Genomic DNA, 18,525 nt, shown 5'->3' with positions numbered 1-18,525 from the left:
TTAAATAGCGATTCAGAATAAGGATTATCATTACTCACAGACGGTCGGCTAAATGAAGGAACAATACCTAACTCCTGCAATGTCGCTAATAACGTTGCCCCTTTCATTGGACTGCCATTATTCGAGTGCAGCGTGACTTGCTCAGGCTTTACCTGCTCTCGCCTGCAAATATCTACCATTAAATCAGCCGCCAGTGTGCTTAGTTGTGTATCATGAACCTGCCAACCAACTATTTTTCGACTATAAATATCCATCACTAAATATAAGTATAAAAACTGACCTTTAACAGCTGTTGGCAAATACGTGATATCCCATGTATAAATTTCGTTTACACGTATTGCCTTGAGCGCTTTTGGCTTTTTTATCTTTTTATTTGGTTTAACTTTTTCTCTGTGTGTTAATAATTTATGTGATTTCATAACGCGATAAAACGAGCTTTCTGATGCTATCCACACACCTTTATCCAATAGTTTAGGGACTATCTTGCTGGGTGGTAAATGTCCATATTCTATTGAATTAACAGTCTTAATTATACGCTGTTGCTCTAATTCAGTTAGCCTGTTAGGTGGTCGCTTTATCGTACTTGTTCGCTTATCTGTCATATCATCAGCTTCAATCCAGCGTTGAATTGTTCTTGCCGTTAGACCAAGTAACTCACATGCTTTTTCTTGCCTTGCCCCTGATTTCTGCGCGTCGGTAATGAGCTTTATCAATTCATGACGCTCAGTTGAGCTGGTTAATCGTCCTCGTTGAAACCCCAAAGCGCATCTGCTTTTTTTTTGAGTACAAGTAAGGCGGCTGTTTCTGCTAACGCTTTGTCTTTACGATTAAGCTCTTTTTGAAGCTGCTTAATTTCTTGTTTGAGCTGTTTACTGTCTGATTTTACGGGCGTCGTTGAAGGCCCTTTAGCAAAATCTTGCTTCCATTGTTTAATATGATGCGGGTAAAGCCCCTTAGCGCGGCAATATTCATTAAGAGCTGCTTCATCTAAACTCGCACATTCAATAATGGCGTTAAGCCTTTCTTCTAAGCTCCAGTCATGAGGGCGTTTTTCTGTTGTCATATGACTACCATTATTTTTAGTTTCAAGTTCATGGTTTTTAGCAAGCGCGATCCATCGTTGCAAGGTTGAATAACCGATGCCTAAATCAAGCGCAATATCTTCTAGGCGAACATCATCACATTGAGATAATACTTTTTCAACAGCGTGAACTTTAAATTCTGGTGTAAATCGACGTCTCATTTTATCTGCCTCTATTAAAAGTTAGAGGCGACAACTATCCTGACACAGGGGGAGAAGCATCGCTTCTGTTTACTTAATTTCTTTGCTAACAAAACAACTTAAAGATCTATTTCACAAAGAGAAGTGAAAGAGGAGTAAATGAGAAAACACAAGCGATGGTTTATTAGCGGAGCTTTTTCAATTTAGCTTTATTGTTACCTCTAAAAGCGCAGCGTCTTTTAACCTCTTTGTGAACAAATCGCTTATTATGGGCGTGAAGAAACTTTAATAATTATTCAAAGTATGTAAACAAAAAAGCCCCGCTATTTATTAAATAGCGGGGCTTTTAAATAAGTGTTAGTTATTAATCAACACTCAATGTTTTAGTCATTGCAGAACTTGCACGACCAGCAGGTTTGATAGAACCCGCACGTAAACCACTATCTGGCACTAGTTCACGTTTATCGTGAGCCATTGCTACAGATGTGTGTTTTACTTCGCTATCAGCTACAGGAGTAGGCTGTGCCATTGGCGCACTTGCAGACCCTTGAGTAACCGCTGTTTTAACATGCGGTGCTGATTTTTCAGTTTTCACTTTTGCTTCAACTTTAGCTGGCTCTTCAGTTACTACTGGAGTTTCAACTTTAGCTGGTTCTTCAGTTACTACTGGCGCTTCAACTTTAGCTGGCTCTTCAGTCACTACTGGAGTTTCAACTTTAGTTGGCTCTTCAGTTACTACTGGCGTTTCAACTTTAGCTGGCTCTTCAGTTGCTACTGGAGCTTCAACTTTAGCTGGCTCTTCAGTTACTACAGGAGTTTCAACTTTAGCTGGCTCTTCAGTTGCTACTGGAGTTTCAACTTTAGCTGGCTCTTCAGTTGCTACTGGAGCTTCAACTTTAGCTGGCTCTTCAGTTACTACAGGCGTTTCAACTTTAGCTGGCTCTTCTACAGCTTCAACTTTTGCTAAGTCTTCAACTGCAACGGCTTGTTCAACTTGTTGCGCTGCATCCACAGGTGTTTCTTCAGATTTAGCTTTAAGCTCTGCTTCATATTCTGCAGCAGCTTGATCAGCAACTGGAACAAATGCAGGGGCTTCGTCAGATTTAACTTCTGCTTCACCTTCAGGACGTCGACGACGTTGACCTGATGCACGAAGATGACGAGGAGAACGGCGTGAACGTGTACGTGTTTGCTCTTGCTCGTCTTCAGTAGTTGCTGCTTCATCGTTAGAATCAACAACGTCAACTTTCTCTTCTTTAATGTGAGCTGTTTTTTCTGCCGGAGCTTGTGTTTGCTTTTCTACAACAGGTGCTTGCTCTTGAACTTGTGGAGTGTCAGTAACTACCGCTTGTTCAGGTGTTTGCTCTGTTGAGTTTGCTTGCTCAGCGTTTTCATCTTGCAGACGTACTTTTTTACGTATGTTACGACGTTGACGGCGAACCTTAGGCTTTTGCTCTTTAGGCTCTACAGCTTGAGCTGGCTTAGAATCAGTTTCTACTTCTACTTCTGCTTTTACAGGGGCTTCAGTTTTAACTTGATCTTTTTCTTCGCTTTTATGCTCTGGGCGCTTACGAGAGTTAGGGTTACGACGACGCTTATTGCGGTTCTCGTTTCTCTCTTGCGTCTCGGTGCTTGTTGCTGCTGGTGAGTCTGTTTTAACTTCCTCTTCAGCTGCAGGGCGCTCATTGCGTGGTTTATTAGTGCGCGGGTTATTATTACGACGACGTTGGTTGTTATTACGACGACGATTATCGTTACCACTGCGAGCGTTATTACGCGCTTCTTGCTGCTCTTTTTCTACAGCTTCTTTTTTCTCTTCTACTGTTTCGCTTGCAAATAACGATTTAAACCATTTAGTGATTGCTTCAAACAAGCCACCTTCAGTTTTAGTCTCTGTTACTACTGGCTGAGCTACTGGTGTAGGCGCTGCTTGTGGAGCCGGTGTAGAAGGCATTACAACACCTTTTAGCATTGGCTCTTCACGTACTGGTGCACTTGGTGATTTTGACATCTCAAATGCTTCAGGTTCAGGCGCAACAACTTGTCCGTAACTTACCGTTTCAAGTGTTTCGTCTTTACGTAAACGCATAACTTCGTAATGTGGTGTTTCCATATGTTGATTAGGAATAATCACTACGTCACATTTATGATGTTTTTCAATGCGATGAACACTACGACGTTGCTCATTTAATAAATAAGCAGCAACGGCAACAGGCACTTGTGCATTTACTTGTGCTGTGTTGTCTTTAATTGCTTCTTCTTCAATTAAACGAAGAATAGAAAGCGCAATTGATTCGTTTGAACGAATAGTACCTTGGCCACTACAACGTGGACATGGGCCTTGGCTTGCTTCACCTAATGAAGGACGCAAACGCTGACGCGACATTTCAAGTAAACCAAAGCGTGAAATTTTACCAATTTGAACACGAGCACGATCTGGACGAGCAGCATCTTTTAAACGATTTTCTACTTCACGTTGATGACGTGGAGGCGTCATATCGATAAAGTCGATAACAATTAAACCACCTAAGTCACGAAGACGTAATTGACGTGCAATCTCATCGGCCGCTTCTAAGTTAGTATTAAGTGCTGTCTCTTCAATATCGCCGCCTTTAGTTGCTTTAGACGAGTTGATATCGATAGACGTTAGTGCTTCAGTTGGGTCAATTACAATTGAACCACCAGAAGGCAGACGTACTTCACGCTGGAACGCAGACTCAATTTGGCTTTCAATTTGGTAATGTGTAAATAAAGGAGTGTCGCCTTGATAAAGCTTAACACGGCTCATAAAGTCAGGACGAAAACGCTCAATGTGCGCTTTAGCTTCTTCAAAAACACGTGGTTTATCAATTAAAATTTCGCCAATATCACGACGTAAATAATCGCGTATTGCACGGAATATTACATTGCTTTCTTGGTGTATTAAAAATGGTGCTTTAGCACTGTCGGCTGCTTGTCTAATTGCTTCCCAATGTACTAATAATGCTTTTAAATCGTAGTTTAATTCTTCAAACGATTTACCAACACCCGCTGTACGAACAATTAAGCCCATACCTTTAGGAAGTTCTAAACGACCCAATGCTTCTTTAAGTTCAGTACGTTCATCACCTTCAATGCGACGAGAAATACCGCCAGCACGTGGGTTGTTAGGCATAAGCACTAAGTAGCTACCAGCAACACTGATAAAAGTAGTTAACGCAGCGCCTTTTTGGCCACGCTCTTCTTTATCAACTTGTACTATAACTTCTTGACCTTCTTTGATCACGTCGCGAATGTTAGGGCGACCATGAAAAGTGTAACCTGCAGGGAAGTAAGTACGGGCAATTTCTTTTAAAGGAAGGAAACCATGGCGGTCAGCACCGTAATCAACAAATGCTGCTTCAAGAGATGGTTCAATGCGAGTGATTTTGCCTTTGTAAATATTGGCTTTTTTCTGTTCGTGACCTGGGCTTTCGATATCTAAATCATAAAGGCGCTGGCCATCAACCAGTGCTACGCGCATTTCTTCTTGCTGCGTTGCATTGATTAGCATACGTTTCATATTGTTACTCTACTTATTTATGTCGCTGACATGACGATGTTTTTCTCGCCTGTTCAGTTGTCCCTATTTTTAGAATGTGCAGCCTCACGACTGGGTCTTTAACGGAACGGCTCTGTTTCTCGTATGCAGTATTTTAAATGCTGGCAAACAATAGCAATTATTATCGCTATTAAATTCTTAATGGTGCTAAAACTGTCGGCTTTTCAGCTACGTTTACAAGTTTTACCCAGAAGTCGGCCTGTCATATTAATCTTACTAAATATCATTCATATTAGGCGCGTAGGGCTCATTAAGTTGGTGAGCAATACATACTGATGTATCGCTAATATCCGTTTTAAGAGCAAAAATCGCTGCCGATGTTAATGAACGCTTATTTATTAGATTTTTTTAGTTCTAAATAAGCTGCTATACGGTACTACAATAATTGAGCTAGTGCTGAACGACGTTTTTTACGTCGTCACTATCAGACAAATTATCTGTTCATTGCTTTCTCTAGCACGTTAAAAATCGTTTCATGTTCAAACTTAACCAGCAATATATTACGCGCATTGCCGTTAATTGATCGCACGTGTTAACTGAGGAGGCATAAAAGCTTTGGAAAACTTAACTCGGATCTGTATGATCGGCTACCCAGAATGTGCATCACGAATGTTTTAATGTGTTAAAAAGCACCGTTGTTATTTGCAAATACTAAATATTTGCGCTGCTGATTATCCCACTATTATTACAGTGTTAGCAACTAAATTATTTTACTTAAATTAGTGATTAGGCAATGTCAGAAAAAAACGACTTACAAGTAACTTATGTCACGATCAACGAAGACCATTTAGGTCAGCGTATTGATAACTTTCTTATTACCCATTTAAAAGGGGTGCCTAAAAGCGCTATTTATAAACTTTTGCGCAAAGGTGAGGTACGCGTTAATAAAAAGCGTATTAAGCCTGTATATAAACTACAGCTTGAAGATGTACTTCGTATTGCACCTATCAGAGTTGCTGAGCGTGAAGAATTTGTTCCATCAAAGTTAGACAAAGTAACGCGCCTTGAAAACGATATTTTATTTGAAGATAAATACCTCATCGTTATCAATAAGCCATCAGGTATGGCTGTTCATGGCGGCAGTGGTTTAAGTTATGGCTTAATTGAAGCTTTGCGGGCACTTCGCCCAGAGGAACGTAGCCTTGAACTAGTTCATAGGCTTGACCGTGATACATCGGGTTGTTTACTTATAGCGAAGCGTCGTTCGGTGTTAACAGCATTGCATGAACAACTTCGTGAAAAAACAATGGAAAAAAATTACTGGGCACTTGTAGAAGGGCAGTGGGACTCTAAAACTAAAAACGTAACCGAAGGGCTGCGTAAAAACACACTTAAATCGGGTGAGCGCGTAGTACGCGTAGATAACACTGAGGGTAAACCTTCACATACTCGTTTTAAAGTATTAGAGCGCTTTAACGATTGCTCATTGGTACAAGCATCACCGGTTACAGGGCGTACACATCAAATTCGTGTGCATACGCAATGTAAAGGCCACCCAATAGCATGCGACGATAAATATGGCGATCAGGGTTTTGACGATTCTATGCGTAAAGTTGGTTTAAACCGATTATTTTTACACGCACACGATTTAACTTTTTATCATCCTAAAAACGAAACAACGATGCGAGTAGAAGCACCGCTAGATAAAACGCTTAAAAATACATTACTAAAATTACGAGATGCAAAACTGTGATAAAAGTAGCCCCAATTAAAAAATATAAGCTCGTTATTTTTGATTGGGACGGCACAGTTATGGATTCAGTCACTAAAATAGTTAACTGTATTCGTAGTAGCGCCGAGTTACTTAATATTGTGCCGCCAAGCGACTTAGCAATTAAGAATATTATTGGGATGTCGCTTGAAAAAGCAATTGACGTTTTATTTCCCAATAATGCAGCGCAGCATCAAGCGTTAATTTCTGCTTATAAGCATCAGTATAGTGTGGATACCACACCTACTCCTGTATTTGACAATGTTGCCAGCGTTTTAGGTACCTTAAAAGAGCAGGGCATTGTTTTAGCCGTTGCTACAGGTAAAGGTAGGGATGGATTAGAGCGTTTACTTGAACAAAGTAAATTGCGCCACTTTTTTAGTGCAACGCGTACTAGCGACGAAGCGCAATCTAAGCCCTCTCCAGATATGTTGTATCAATTACTAGAAGAACTTGGCATAAGCGCTAATGACGCTGTAATGATTGGTGACACTCAAATAGACATGAACATGGCAAAAGCCGCTGGCATGGATAGAATTGGTGTAACTATGGGTGTACACAACGCTCAGCAACTAAATGAGCTTAGCCCTATTGCCACTGTAGATAACTATCTGCAGCTGCAACAGGTTTTGCTTGGCTAATTTATTTAACTAGAACTTGTTTTGAGCATTAAGTACATCAATACCAAACTCAGCCAGTAATTGGCTGAGTTTAATTAATGGTAATCCAATTAAGCTATTAGGATCGTCACCCGTTAGTTTTTCAAATAAACAAATACCTAACCCTTCGCTTTTAAAGCTACCAGCACAGTTATAAGGCTGCTCTGCGTCGCAATAAGCACTAATTTGTGCATCACTAAGTATTTTAAAAGTAACATCAAAGGGTTCAACACACGTTTTTTTAGTGCCAGTTACAATATCGTAAACACAAAGCCCTGTTAAAAATGTTACAGTATTGCCGCTAAATAAATTTAGTTGTTTTACGGCATTTTGTTTATTATGTGGTTTACCTAAAATTTGATTGTTAAATACAGCGACTTGGTCTGATCCAATAGCTAACCCTTTGTTAAAGTGTTTATTAGCTGCTGAGGCTTTTAATTCACTTAAACGCTTAACCAGTTCGGTAGGTGTTTCGGCTTCAAGTGCTGATTCGTCAACATCTGGTGAAAACGTATCAAATGGTAAATTAAATTTTTGTAATAAAGACTGCCTAAAAGGCGAGCTTGACGCTAAAATAAGTGGGTGCTTCACGGACTGTTTTCCTTCAATAATTCAGATTGAGTTAGGATAAATCAGATCCGAGAGTAAAACACGTTAAAAACCAAGTAAAAATGGTTTTTTACTTTGACTAACAAACTAACTATCTATATGATGCAGCCCCTATGCAAAAGGTGAAAATTCCCATCACTCTTCATCCAGGCAAAGCAGCGCAGCACCGTTTAAAGTATGACGGAATTGTACCGCTTGAAAAACTTACTCGTTTAGAGAAAGTTGTGCAGGAAGAAGTAGGTGAAATAGCGGTAAAAATACATTGCAAAAACGATGATCAAGGTTTCGCTGTGATTAGAGGCAATTTGTCCACACACGTTACTGTCATTTGTCAACGTTGTAATGGTGATTTAGGGTTGGATTTGGTTCAAGACTTTGCATATTCACCAGTAGGTGAAGATACAGAGTTGGATATTTTTCCAGAAGACTACGATGAAGTAGCGCTTGATGAAAATGGTGAAATTAACGTTTTTGATTTAATTGAAGACGAGCTAATTTTAGCAGTTCCATTAGTGGCTACCCACAACGAAGCTTCATGCAGTTATTCAGCAAAGCCTGCCAGCTTTGGTGTATTAAAGGCGGAAGATGATAAACCTAATCCATTTGATATTTTGAAACAACTTAAGAAAGATTCTTAGGAGAAGACTATGGCTGTACAAAAAAGCAAAAAGTCTCGTGCAAGACGCGGCATGCGCCGTTCACACGATGCGATCAGTGGTCCAACTTTAACTGTAGATCAAACATCTGGTGAGACTCATCGTCGTCACCATGTGACTGCAGATGGTTACTACAAAGGCGTTCAAGTAATTTCTAAATAAGAGATTACTTATATGCTGAAAGATCTAACCATAGCGTTAGATATGATGGGGGGCGATTACGGCCCCCGTTCATCTATTCCTGCTGCCGTTTGTGCGGTAAATGCTCATGCCAATTTAACTCTCATTTTATGTGGCAATGAACACGTTATATCTAAAGAACTCGAATCCCTCGATTCTCTACCTCATCCTAGACTCATAATTCGTCACTGTAGTGAAATAGTCACCAATGCCTGTGAACCTGCAATTGCTGTGCGTTCAAAAAAAGATTCATCTATGCGTGTTGCCCTAGATTTAGTTAAATCGGGCGAGGCTCAAGCATGTGTTAGCTCAGGTAATACCGGTGCGCTATTTTTTATGGCTCACTATGTATTAAAAATGCTGCCAGGTGTTAAACGTGCCGCACTTATTTCGTCTGTTCCAACAGAAAGTCAAAACCCAGTATATTTACTCGACTTAGGTGCTAATGTGCATTGTGATGCGCAAATGTTGTATCAGTTTGGCATTATGGGCTCTATTGTTGCAGGACAAGCACTTGGTTTAGATAATCCTCGCGTTAGTCTATTAAATATTGGCGCGGAGGACATCAAAGGCCACGACGACATTAAACAAGCTGCACAATTAATGCAGCAAAGCCCACATATAAATTATATTGGTTACAGCGAAGGAAGTGATATTTTTTCGGGTAAGGCTGATGTAATTGTATGCGAAGGGTTTGTTGGCAACGTAGCACTTAAAACATGTGAAGGCATTGCCAAGCTTATTATGAATAAGTTTACAACCGCACTCGAAAAGCACCTTTTATATAAATGTATGGCGTTTATATTGCGCCCAATAATAAAAAAACTCTATAAAAGGGTGAACCCCGACCAGTATAACGGTGCTTCTCTGGTAGGATTGCGCGGTATTGTCGTTAAAAGTCATGGAAATGCGTCAGCTAAAGCATTTCAAGCAGCAATTGATGAAGCGGTAAAAGAGGTTGAACGTCAACTTCCTGATAAAATAGCCGCTATTTTCGAAAAAACACATTCTAAAGACACGGCGGTTAATCAATAATTGATGTGCCGTGTATTTCATTATTTATTTGTTTAATTAAAAAGAGCAAAGTATGGCACAAAAAATTGCACTTCTATTCCCAGGTCAAGGCTCGCAAAGCGTTGGTATGTTACAAGAACTACTAGAGAGTTCTGACATTGTTAAAGCAACATTTGCAGAAGCGTCAAATGCACTGGGTTACGACTTAGCAGAGCTAGTTCTTAATGGCCCAGAAGAAAAATTAAATCAAACCCACCGCACACAACCTGCATTACTAACTGCAAGTGTTGCTATTTACCGTGATTGGTTAGCAGCTAACCCTGATACAGACGTTGTTATGGCGGGTCACAGCTTAGGTGAATACTCAGCGTTAGTATGTAGCGATGTATTAAGCTTGAGCGAAGCCGTAAAGCTTGTTGAAAACCGTGGTTTATACATGCAAGAAGCCGTGCCAGCAGGCGTAGGTTCAATGGCTGCTATTATTGGCTTAGGCGATGAAGAAATTAAAGCGGCTTGTGCTGCCTCAGCGCAAGGTGAGGTTGTATCTCCAGTTAACTACAACTCTCCTGGTCAAGTTGTTATTGCAGGCCATAAAGCGGCAGTAGATAGAGCATCGCAAGCATGTAAAGATGCCGGTGCTAAACGTGCATTACCACTTTCTGTTAGCGTACCGTCACATTGTGAGTTAATGAAGCCAGCAGCTGACAAGCTAGCAGCAGACTTAGCCGCTTTAACATTTAATACACCTAAGTGTGATGTAATTAATAATGTTGATGTAAAAGCTGAAACGTCAGCTGATGCAATTAAAGATGCACTAGTACGCCAGCTTTACAGCCCAGTTCGCTGGACAGAAACAGTACAAGCCTTGGTTGTGCAAGATGTAACACAAAGCTACGAATTTGGTCCTGGTAAAGTATTAACAGGACTTGCTAAACGAATTGATAAAGCAATGGTTTGTGGTTCGGTAAACGACGCCGCTTCAATCGCTGCAGCTAAATAAGAGTATATAAAATGTCTAATTTATTTTCATTAGAGGGCAAAATTGTCCTAATTACTGGCGCCAGCCGTGGTATTGGTAAAGCAATTGCAACAACATTAGTTGCACAAGGTGCAAAAGTTGCAGGTACTGCGACAAGTGAGTCAGGCGCTGCTAAAATCAGTGAATACTTAGGTGACAATGGTAAAGGTTATGCATTAAACGTAACCGATCCTGCATCTATTGAAGCAACACTTGCTGCAATAAAAGCTGATTTAGGCGATATTGACGTACTTGTAAATAACGCAGGTATTACACGCGATAACTTATTAATGCGTATGAAAGAAACTGAGTGGGACGATATTATTGACACTAATTTAAGCTCAGTTTTCCGTTTATCTAAAGCGGTACTTCGTCCAATGATGAAGAAAAAGAAAGGCCGTATTATTAACATTGGCTCAGTAGTGGGTACTATGGGTAATGCAGGTCAAGCTAATTATGCAGCGGCTAAAGCGGGTGTAATTGGTTTTTCTAAGTCACTTGCGCGCGAAGTTGCATCACGCGGTATTACAGTTAACGTAATCGCACCTGGTTTTATTCAAACAGACATGACTGATAATTTAACTGATGAGCAAAAAGCAGCAACACTTGCAAATGTTCCAGCAGGGCGTTTAGGCCAACCAGACGAAATTGCTGCTGCAGTATGTTATTTAGCATCTGACGCGGCTGCGTATGTATCAGGCGAAACTTTGCATGTAAATGGCGCGATGTACATGGTTTAATCGCCATTGTACCTAGATTGCTACTTGATAAAGTTAAGTAAGTTACCTCAAAAACATTGAATTATTTGTGAACTTGCTTTAAACATACTTGAAATCGCTGCGAAAATAAGCGATAAAAGACAAAACACACACTCAGAGGTTTGACCAGACAATTATTTATGGTCAAATCATTGAATCAGAGAATTATGCGGCGTAAACTACGCCGCAATCTGAAAATAACGCATTGGCGTTTTTAATAAAGGAAAGAAGAATGAGCGATATCCAAGAACGCGTAAAGAAAATTATCATTGAACAACTAGGTGTTAAAGAAGAAGAAGTTAAAAATGAATCTTCTTTCGTAGATGACCTAGGTGCAGATTCTCTTGATACTGTTGAACTAGTAATGGCTCTTGAAGAAGAGTTTGATACTGAGATCCCAGATGAAGAAGCTGAGAAGATCACTACAGTACAAACTGCTATCGATTACGTTACAGCACACGCTGAGTAATTAATCGCACGTTAAAGGCAGCATCCGCTGCCTTTAATTTTTTATATCCAAACCACCTCAAAGTTCGTGATTCAAAACTTAAATCTCTATGCTCAATTTTAGTTAAAAATTAATTTTGATTGTGTTATGCGTTTTTAATCTATTTGGGACTAGCACTTTGAGGTAGCTTGGGTATGATCATCCCCTTGTAAAATATCCCTTATTGGAGGCAAACCGTGGCTAAACGTCGAGTCGTCGTAACTGGCTTAGGAATGTTGACGCCGCTAGGTAATGATGTTCAATCAACCTGGCAAGGCTTATTAGATGGTAAAAGTGGCATTCAAACAATAACGCACTTTGATACATCAAAATTTGGTACTAAATTCGCTGGTTTAATAAATGATTTTGATGCAACTGCATACATGTCAGCGAAAGATACTAAAAAAATGGACTTGTTTATTCAGTACGGCATTGCAGCGGGTGTTCAAGCCTTTAAAGATTCAGGCCTTGAAATCACTGAGCAAAACGCAGCACGCATTGGTGTAGCTGTAGGTTCAGGTATTGGTGGGCTTACGTTAATTGAAGAAAACCACATTAAGCTATTAAATAGTGGTCCGCGCAAGTTATCGCCATTTTATGTGCCGTCTACCATTATTAATATGATCTCAGGTCATTTATCAATAATGCATGAACTTCGTGGTCCTAATATTTCAATTGTAACTGCTTGTACAACTGGTTTGCATAATATTGGCCATGCAGCGCGTATGATTGCCTACGGTGATGCAGATGCAATGGTTGCTGGCGGTGCAGAAAAAGCCTGTACCCCAATTGGTATGGGTGGCTTTAATGCTGCACGTGCACTTTCAACACGTAACGACGATCCACAAGCGGCTTCTCGTCCTTGGGATAAAGACCGCGATGGCTTTGTGCTTTCTGACGGTGCTGGCGTTGTTGTAGTAGAAGAGTACGAACATGCTAAAGCACGTGGCGCTAAAATTTATGCTGAGCTTGTAGGCTTTGGTATGAGTGGCGACGCGTATCACATGACGTCACCACCAGAAGATGGTTCGGGCGCGGCACTTGCAATGCAAAACGCACTAAACGATGCGCAAGTAAACGCTGAGCAAATTGGTTACATTAACGCACACGGCACATCTACAAACGCAGGCGATAAAGCAGAAACTGCGGCTGTTAAGTCTATTTTTGGTAATGCAGCTAAAGATGTGATGGTTGGCTCGTCTAAATCGATGATGGGTCACTTGTTAGGTGCTGCCGGCTCGGTTGAATCGATTATTTCGATTTTATCGCTGACAGATCAAAAAGTGTCGCCAACTATCAATCTTGATAACCCAGACGAAGGGTGTGACTTAGATTATATCGCTCACACTGCACGTGATGCAAAGTTAGACTTTGCACTGTGTAACTCGTTCGGTTTTGGTGGTACTAATGGCTCGTTGCTATTTAAAAAGGTATAATCTTTTTTAACAACGAATCAAATTATAAGAGCTCAGTTGTTTAACTGGGCTTTTTTTATATGCCAAACAAAATGCAAACAATAATAGCAGCAGATCAAAACAGCACTTTAAGCACGCGTGACAGGGGCTTAAATTACGGTGATGGCTTTTTTACAACGGCTAAGGTTATTGAAGGGCAAGTACAGTATTGGGCTCATCATAAAGCGCGCTTGATTGAATGCGCACAGCGTTTGGGTTTTCCTGAGCTAGACTTTATTAGCCTTGAAAACCAAATTGCTTTACATATAAACGCTGCATCACTAAACGTGCTTAAAATCCTGGTAACGCGCGGCGAAGGCGGACGTGGTTATGGGCTACCCAGTGAGTGTAATGTCACTATTTTATTGAGTGTATCAGATTACCCTAGTAATTACGAAGCGCTTACTAAAAAGGGTGTAAATCTCGAAATAAGCCCCATTAAGTTAGCGGCACAGCCTTATTTAGCGGGCCTTAAAACATTAAACCGGCTTGAGCAAGTGCTAATTAAAAAAGCAATGCAAACACAAAACTGCGACGATGTGTTAGTGCTCGATTACAACAACAATGTAATTGAAGCTTCAGCCGCTAATATTTTTGCGATTAAAAATAAGTGTGTGTTTACGCCATTGCTTGATGAGTGCGGAATAAAGGGCGTTTATCTACAATCGTTATGTGATAAATTGCCTATTGAATTTAAACGCGTGAAAGTAGAAGACTTAACCCAAGCAGACGCCGTATTTGTGTGTAATAGCTTAATGGGAGCAGTACCTGTAAAACGTATTGAGCAACAGGTATTTAATACAGACGATAGCCACGCATTATTAACTAAATTATTAGCCAAGGAGGCTGAGTGTTAAAAGTTATTTTATCGGTACTTTTTTTAGCTGTTATAACCACTGCTGTTGGTTACCAGCAATTACAAGCAACAATAAATAGTCCGCTACAGGTAGCTAAAAACACACAATTTGAAGTTAAGCACGGCACTGGCTTTAATCAGTTATGCCAACAATGGCAAGCTAATAACTGGGTGGAGAGCTGCTGGCGTTATCAGGTAATTGCCAAATTAGACCCAACACTTACCGACTTAAAAGCAGGGCTTTACGAGCTAACAGTCGATAGCGTTATCAACAACGTAAAAAAAATTAACCAAGGCCAGCAAATCAATTTTAGTTTTACTATTATCGAAGGGCAAAACTTACGTGAAGTGCTAAGTGCTATTAAAAAGGCCAATAATTTACAAAACGATTTAAAAAGTGATGAACTAAGTACACAAATACTGGGTACAAATACGCATCTAGAAGGTTGGTTATTTCCCGACACTTACCATTATCATAATAACGATACCGCAAGCAGTGTATTAAAACGTGCCGCGCAAAAAATGCAGCAAACGTTAGACGATGCTTGGCAGCAGCGCGCAGCTGATCTCCCTTACAAAACAGCATACGAAGCACTTATAATGGCCTCAATTATTGAAAAAGAAACAGGCCTTGCCAGCGAACGACCGTTAATTGCATCAGCGTTTGTTAATCGATTAAACACCAATATGCGCCTACAGACCGATCCAACCGTAATATACGGACTAGGCGCCGATTTTGATGGCGATATTAAATACAAAGATTTGCGCGATTATACGCCTTACAATACATATCGCATTAATGGCTTGCCGCCAACACCAATTGCAATGCCTTCAAAAGCCGCTATTTTAGCTGCAGTTAATCCGCCTCAAAGTGAATACGTTTACTTTGTAGCAAAAGGCGATGGTACCGGTAGCCACCAATTTTCAACCACGTTAAAGCAGCATAATGCGGCAGTTAAAACGTATATATTAAATAAAAAGAATTAAGTTTTATGAAATCAAAATTTATAGTAATAGAAGGGCTAGAGGGCGCGGGTAAATCAACCGCTATTTCGTTATGCCAAGACTTTTTAAATAAACAAAAAATAGACTTCATTAACGTTCGCGAACCTGGCGGCACACCATTGGCTGAATCGCTTCGTACGCTTGTAAAAGCAGAGCACGAAGAAGAAATTGCCTTTGAAACCGAGTTGCTTATTATGTACGCAGCACGCTCGCAGTTAATGCATAATGTTATTACCCCAGCGCTTGATAAAGGCCAATGGGTACTTGCCGATCGTCATGACTTATCGTCTCAGGCTTATCAGGGCGGTGGGCGTGGTATTAGCTCAAATACATTAGCTTCACTTTCGTCAATGGTATTAAAGGGCTTAAAGCCCGATTTAACTATTTACCTCGATATTGACCCAGTAATAGGCCTTGAACGTGCAAAAGGGCGTGGTGAGCTTGATCGTATTGAACAAGAAGCCATTGAGTTTTTTCAGCGTACACGTATGCGTTATGTTGAGCTTGCTAATGACGACAACACAATTAAAACGGTTGATGCAAACCAAAGTATTGATAAAGTACATCGCGATATAACCAATGTACTGCATTCATTTTTTGAAGGCCTAAAATAATATGCCATTGCCGTGGCTACATGATACTCAAGCTCGTTTAGCGCAAAGTTATCGTGCAGAGCGTTTTCATCATGCGCAATTATTTTGTGGGCCTGTTGGTGTAGGTAAATTTGAGTTAAGTGATGAGCTTGGTAATGCTTTGTTATGCCAAAATATTGCTAAGCAGGTAGTAGCGCCAAATAGTATGCTAAAACCTTGCGGGCAGTGTAAAAGCTGTTTACTTACTCTTGCGGGTACTCACCCCGACAAGCGCTTAACGCAGGTAGATGGGCAAAGCATAGGCGTAGACGATATACGTGGCATTAGTGATTTTATGAATCACTCAGCTGCGCAAAATGGTAATAAAGTCGCGATAATCGAAAATTGCGAAAAAATGACTACAGCCGCAGCTAACGCATTATTAAAAACACTTGAAGAGCCAACTAATAGCCGCTTTTTAATATTAACTACAAGCCAACCAGCACAGCTCCCTGCAACTATTTTAAGTCGATGTGCTAAAAGTGATGTAAAAATAACTAATACAGCACTTGCTCAGCAATGGCTAGAGACATTAGATATTCCTAACTATAGTTGGTTAGCACTTTTTTATAACCAACCGCTGCAAGTAAAGCATTGGCAACAGCAAGACCAGCTAAAAAATATTGATACACTGTATAAGTTTGCAACTGAGTTTAAACAAAGCCATAATTTCAAAGCGTTAGTCGATATAATAAATAAACAGCCTGAGCTTGTTCGTATATTTACTTTATTTTTAAGCGTGCAACTAAAGCATCAATTGCTGCAAGGTATGAGTTTTGACGCTTATCAAAGTGCGCAAAATGCATTAGGCGAGTTTTTACAAAATAACACACAAGTACTTGGCCTTAATTTACCGCTTGCTGTATCACGATTAGCATACACATTGCGAAATTCTTAAAAGGATTAATCATGCAAGAACTACTAGTAGACATAGACGATTTAGACGAGTTATACCGTTGTTATATGCCTTACTTAAAAAAAGGTGGCTTATTTGTACGAACTAATATGCGTTACGAAGCAGGGCATTCATTAGCGCTTAGAGTTACCTTGCCCGATGCCTTAGAAGATGATGTAGTAACAGGTAAAGTGTCGTGGATCACGCCACAAGGGGCACAAAGCTCTAACCCTCCAGGTATTGGTATTAGCTTTTTAGACGATAAAACAAACCTAAACGCTAAAATCGAAAAGCTACTTGGGACTATGTTAAACTCAGGCGATCAAACATATACCATGTAGTTATAGGGTCGGTTTTTCATTGAGATTAACGCCGCCCTATATTGGGTTCTTTTAATTTCTAACATAATAAATTAAACGAACAAATTTAAACCCTGAACATAATACAGGCCTTATAGTGATTGTAGATTCTCATTGCCATTTAGATCGTCTTGATTTTGATAAATTAGACTTAAACCTTGACCAAGTTCTTGATAAAGCGCGTGCAAAGCAAATAGAGCACTTTTTATGTGTAAGCGTAACGCTTGATCAGTTTCCAAGCATGCTTGATAAAATTAAGCATTACGACGATGTTTCAGCCTCATGTGGTGTACATCCACTTGATCAAAAAGACGCCCTTAATAAACAGCAACTAATCGACTTAGCTTCACACGAAAAAGTCGTTGCTATTGGCGAAACGGGTCTTGATTACTACTATTCAAAAGATACTCACGCAGTGCAGCAAGCAAGTTTTGTTGGGCATATTGAAGTAGCTAACGAATTACAAAAACCGTTAATTATTCATACTCGTGATGCCCGCGCCGACACCATTAATTTAATGCGTGAGCACAAGGCCGAAAACTGCGGTGGTGTACTACATTGCTTTACTGAAGACTGGGATATGGCAAAAAAAGCCATAGACATGGGCTTTTATATTTCTATTTCGGGCATTGTTACCTTTAAAAATGCTATTGAGCTAAAAGAAGTAGTAAAGCAAATACCGCTAGATAGATTATTAATAGAAACCGACTCGCCTTATTTAGCACCGGTGCCGTACCGTGGGCAAACAAACCAGCCAGCGTACGTAGAAGATGTCGCTTATTACATTAGCGAACTTAAAGGCATTAGCTTTAATGAACTTGCTAAAGCGACTACCGAAAACTTTTATTCTTTATTTAAATTAGCAGCTAAAGGCTAAATATATGATTACTCACACGGCAAACCTTCCTATTTTACTAATGGGGCCAATGGTGCGCCGTGCAGAGCAAACTGGAGTCTGCATTCAGTTTGCTACCTCCAAATCGGCTAGCTGCCAAATAAACTTATTAAATGCAGAGTGTTATAGCGAACAACAAACTATCGCTTTAGGCCAGCACTTATACCTGCACTTTATTGTTATAAAACCAGTAGAAAATCTGTTTCCGGTAGATAAATTATTAAGTTATGAGCTCATCATTGACGATGCAATAATTGATTTATCGCCTTTGTGCTATAGCAATCAAACAACGCCTGCATTTGTAATTCCTAATGAACTGAGTGATATTTTGCATGGCTCGTGCCGTAATGCGCATCATCCAGCAAAAGACAGCTTAGTGTCTGCAAGTCACTGGCAAAATACTCAGCGCGCTAATCAGGGTAAGATTACGTAAGCTCAATAAATAAGCTGTAAAACTTTATCTGCATAATCAGTATCGAGTGCAGCTTTGAAACGCTTAGCTTTCAGACCTTTTTTACAGCTTTTTTCAAGTTTC

At 40.1% G+C, this 18,525-nt stretch carries 17 protein-coding genes and 2 pseudogenes; 16 read left to right on the top strand and 3 right to left on the bottom strand.

The genetic code is table 11. The features are described from left to right. Together I6F48_RS21440 and rne are read right to left on the bottom strand one after the other, a co-directional pair. A pseudogene (locus I6F48_RS21440) lies at positions 1-1,243 on the bottom strand (IS3 family transposase); the annotation flags it as partial. A 343-nt stretch (positions 1,244-1,586) separates the two neighbouring features. After that, positions 1,587-4,763, bottom strand: coding sequence for a ribonuclease E (rne, locus tag I6F48_RS20335; protein ID WP_197120178.1), 3,177 nt, complete (start codon positions 4,761-4,763; stop codon positions 1,587-1,589). A 772-nt stretch (positions 4,764-5,535) separates the two neighbouring features. Here rne and rluC point away from each other — a divergent pair. Beyond that, a complete protein-coding gene (rluC, locus tag I6F48_RS20330) occupies positions 5,536-6,495 on the top strand; it encodes a 23S rRNA pseudouridine(955/2504/2580) synthase RluC (RefSeq protein WP_024593397.1) in 960 nt (319 codons plus the stop codon). After that, a complete protein-coding gene (locus I6F48_RS20325) occupies positions 6,492-7,154 on the top strand; it encodes an HAD-IA family hydrolase (protein WP_331460712.1) in 663 nt (220 codons plus the stop codon). The genes rluC and I6F48_RS20325 overlap by 4 nt, the downstream gene beginning before the upstream one ends. Positions 7,155-7,163: 9 nt before the next feature. Here I6F48_RS20325 and I6F48_RS20320 read toward each other — a convergent pair whose 3' ends face one another. Beyond that, the gene (locus I6F48_RS20320) at positions 7,164-7,763 is read right to left on the bottom strand and encodes a Maf family protein (protein WP_197120177.1); all 600 of its coding nucleotides are present in this window, start codon (positions 7,761-7,763) and stop codon (positions 7,164-7,166) included. Between the two features lie 131 nt (positions 7,764-7,894). Here I6F48_RS20320 and yceD point away from each other — a divergent pair, with 131 nt between their 5' ends. The 14 genes and pseudogenes from yceD to I6F48_RS20250 form a co-directional block, all read left to right on the top strand. Then, complete coding sequence (gene yceD / locus I6F48_RS20315) at positions 7,895-8,419, top strand: 23S rRNA accumulation protein YceD (protein WP_166421419.1); 525 nt, start codon at positions 7,895-7,897, stop codon at positions 8,417-8,419. Between the two features lie 9 nt (positions 8,420-8,428). Then, the gene (gene rpmF, locus I6F48_RS20310; RefSeq protein ID WP_002962381.1) at positions 8,429-8,599 is read left to right on the top strand and encodes a 50S ribosomal protein L32; all 171 of its coding nucleotides are present in this window, start codon (positions 8,429-8,431) and stop codon (positions 8,597-8,599) included. Between the two features lie 12 nt (positions 8,600-8,611). Next, positions 8,612-9,652, top strand: a complete 1,041-nt coding sequence (gene plsX / locus I6F48_RS20305; RefSeq protein ID WP_197120176.1) for a phosphate acyltransferase PlsX — start codon at positions 8,612-8,614, stop codon at positions 9,650-9,652. A 52-nt stretch (positions 9,653-9,704) separates the two neighbouring features. After that, the gene (gene fabD / locus I6F48_RS20300; RefSeq protein WP_197120175.1) at positions 9,705-10,631 is read left to right on the top strand and encodes an ACP S-malonyltransferase; all 927 of its coding nucleotides are present in this window, start codon (positions 9,705-9,707) and stop codon (positions 10,629-10,631) included. Positions 10,632-10,642: 11 nt separating this feature from the next. Further along, the gene (gene fabG / locus I6F48_RS20295) at positions 10,643-11,389 is read left to right on the top strand and encodes a 3-oxoacyl-ACP reductase FabG (protein WP_007585730.1); all 747 of its coding nucleotides are present in this window, start codon (positions 10,643-10,645) and stop codon (positions 11,387-11,389) included. 250 nt (positions 11,390-11,639) lie between these two features. Continuing rightward, positions 11,640-11,876: an acyl carrier protein gene (gene acpP, locus I6F48_RS20290; protein ID WP_002962377.1), complete on the top strand. Its 237-nt coding sequence runs from the start codon at positions 11,640-11,642 to the stop codon at positions 11,874-11,876. Between the two features lie 215 nt (positions 11,877-12,091). Beyond that, positions 12,092-13,330, top strand: a complete 1,239-nt coding sequence (gene fabF / locus I6F48_RS20285; RefSeq protein ID WP_197120174.1) for a beta-ketoacyl-ACP synthase II — start codon at positions 12,092-12,094, stop codon at positions 13,328-13,330. A gap of 59 nt (positions 13,331-13,389) precedes the next feature. Further along, on the top strand, positions 13,390-14,205 hold the full coding sequence (gene pabC / locus I6F48_RS20280; protein ID WP_197120173.1) for an aminodeoxychorismate lyase: 816 nt from the start codon (positions 13,390-13,392) through the stop codon (positions 14,203-14,205). Continuing rightward, positions 14,199-15,191, top strand: a complete 993-nt coding sequence (mltG, locus tag I6F48_RS20275) for an endolytic transglycosylase MltG (RefSeq protein WP_165727329.1) — start codon at positions 14,199-14,201, stop codon at positions 15,189-15,191. The genes pabC and mltG overlap by 7 nt, the downstream gene beginning before the upstream one ends. A 5-nt stretch (positions 15,192-15,196) precedes the next feature. Then, positions 15,197-15,823, top strand: coding sequence for a dTMP kinase (tmk, locus tag I6F48_RS20270; RefSeq protein ID WP_007585737.1), 627 nt, complete (start codon positions 15,197-15,199; stop codon positions 15,821-15,823). A 1-nt stretch (position 15,824) separates the two neighbouring features. Then, positions 15,825-16,739 carry a DNA polymerase III subunit gene (locus tag I6F48_RS20265; RefSeq protein ID WP_197120172.1) on the top strand — a complete coding sequence of 305 codons (915 nt, stop codon included), beginning with the start codon at positions 15,825-15,827 and terminating at the stop codon, positions 16,737-16,739. A gap of 11 nt (positions 16,740-16,750) precedes the next feature. Continuing rightward, on the top strand, positions 16,751-17,077 hold the full coding sequence (locus I6F48_RS20260; protein WP_002962367.1) for a PilZ domain-containing protein: 327 nt from the start codon (positions 16,751-16,753) through the stop codon (positions 17,075-17,077). 115 nt (positions 17,078-17,192) lie between these two features. Further along, positions 17,193-17,972 (top strand): TatD family hydrolase, encoded by a 780-nt coding sequence (locus I6F48_RS20255; protein ID WP_007585741.1) that lies wholly within the window; start codon positions 17,193-17,195, stop codon positions 17,970-17,972. A 4-nt stretch (positions 17,973-17,976) separates the two neighbouring features. After that, positions 17,977-18,414, top strand: a pseudogene (locus I6F48_RS20250) (metallophosphatase); the annotation flags it as partial. Between the last annotated feature and the right edge of the window lie 111 nt (positions 18,415-18,525).

This window comes from Pseudoalteromonas sp. SWYJ118 (assembly GCF_015864505.1).
Classification (GTDB): domain Bacteria; phylum Pseudomonadota; class Gammaproteobacteria; order Enterobacterales; family Alteromonadaceae; genus Pseudoalteromonas; species Pseudoalteromonas arctica.
The sequence above is the reverse complement of the archived record's forward strand: the minus strand, read 5'-3'. Positions and strand labels throughout refer to the sequence as shown.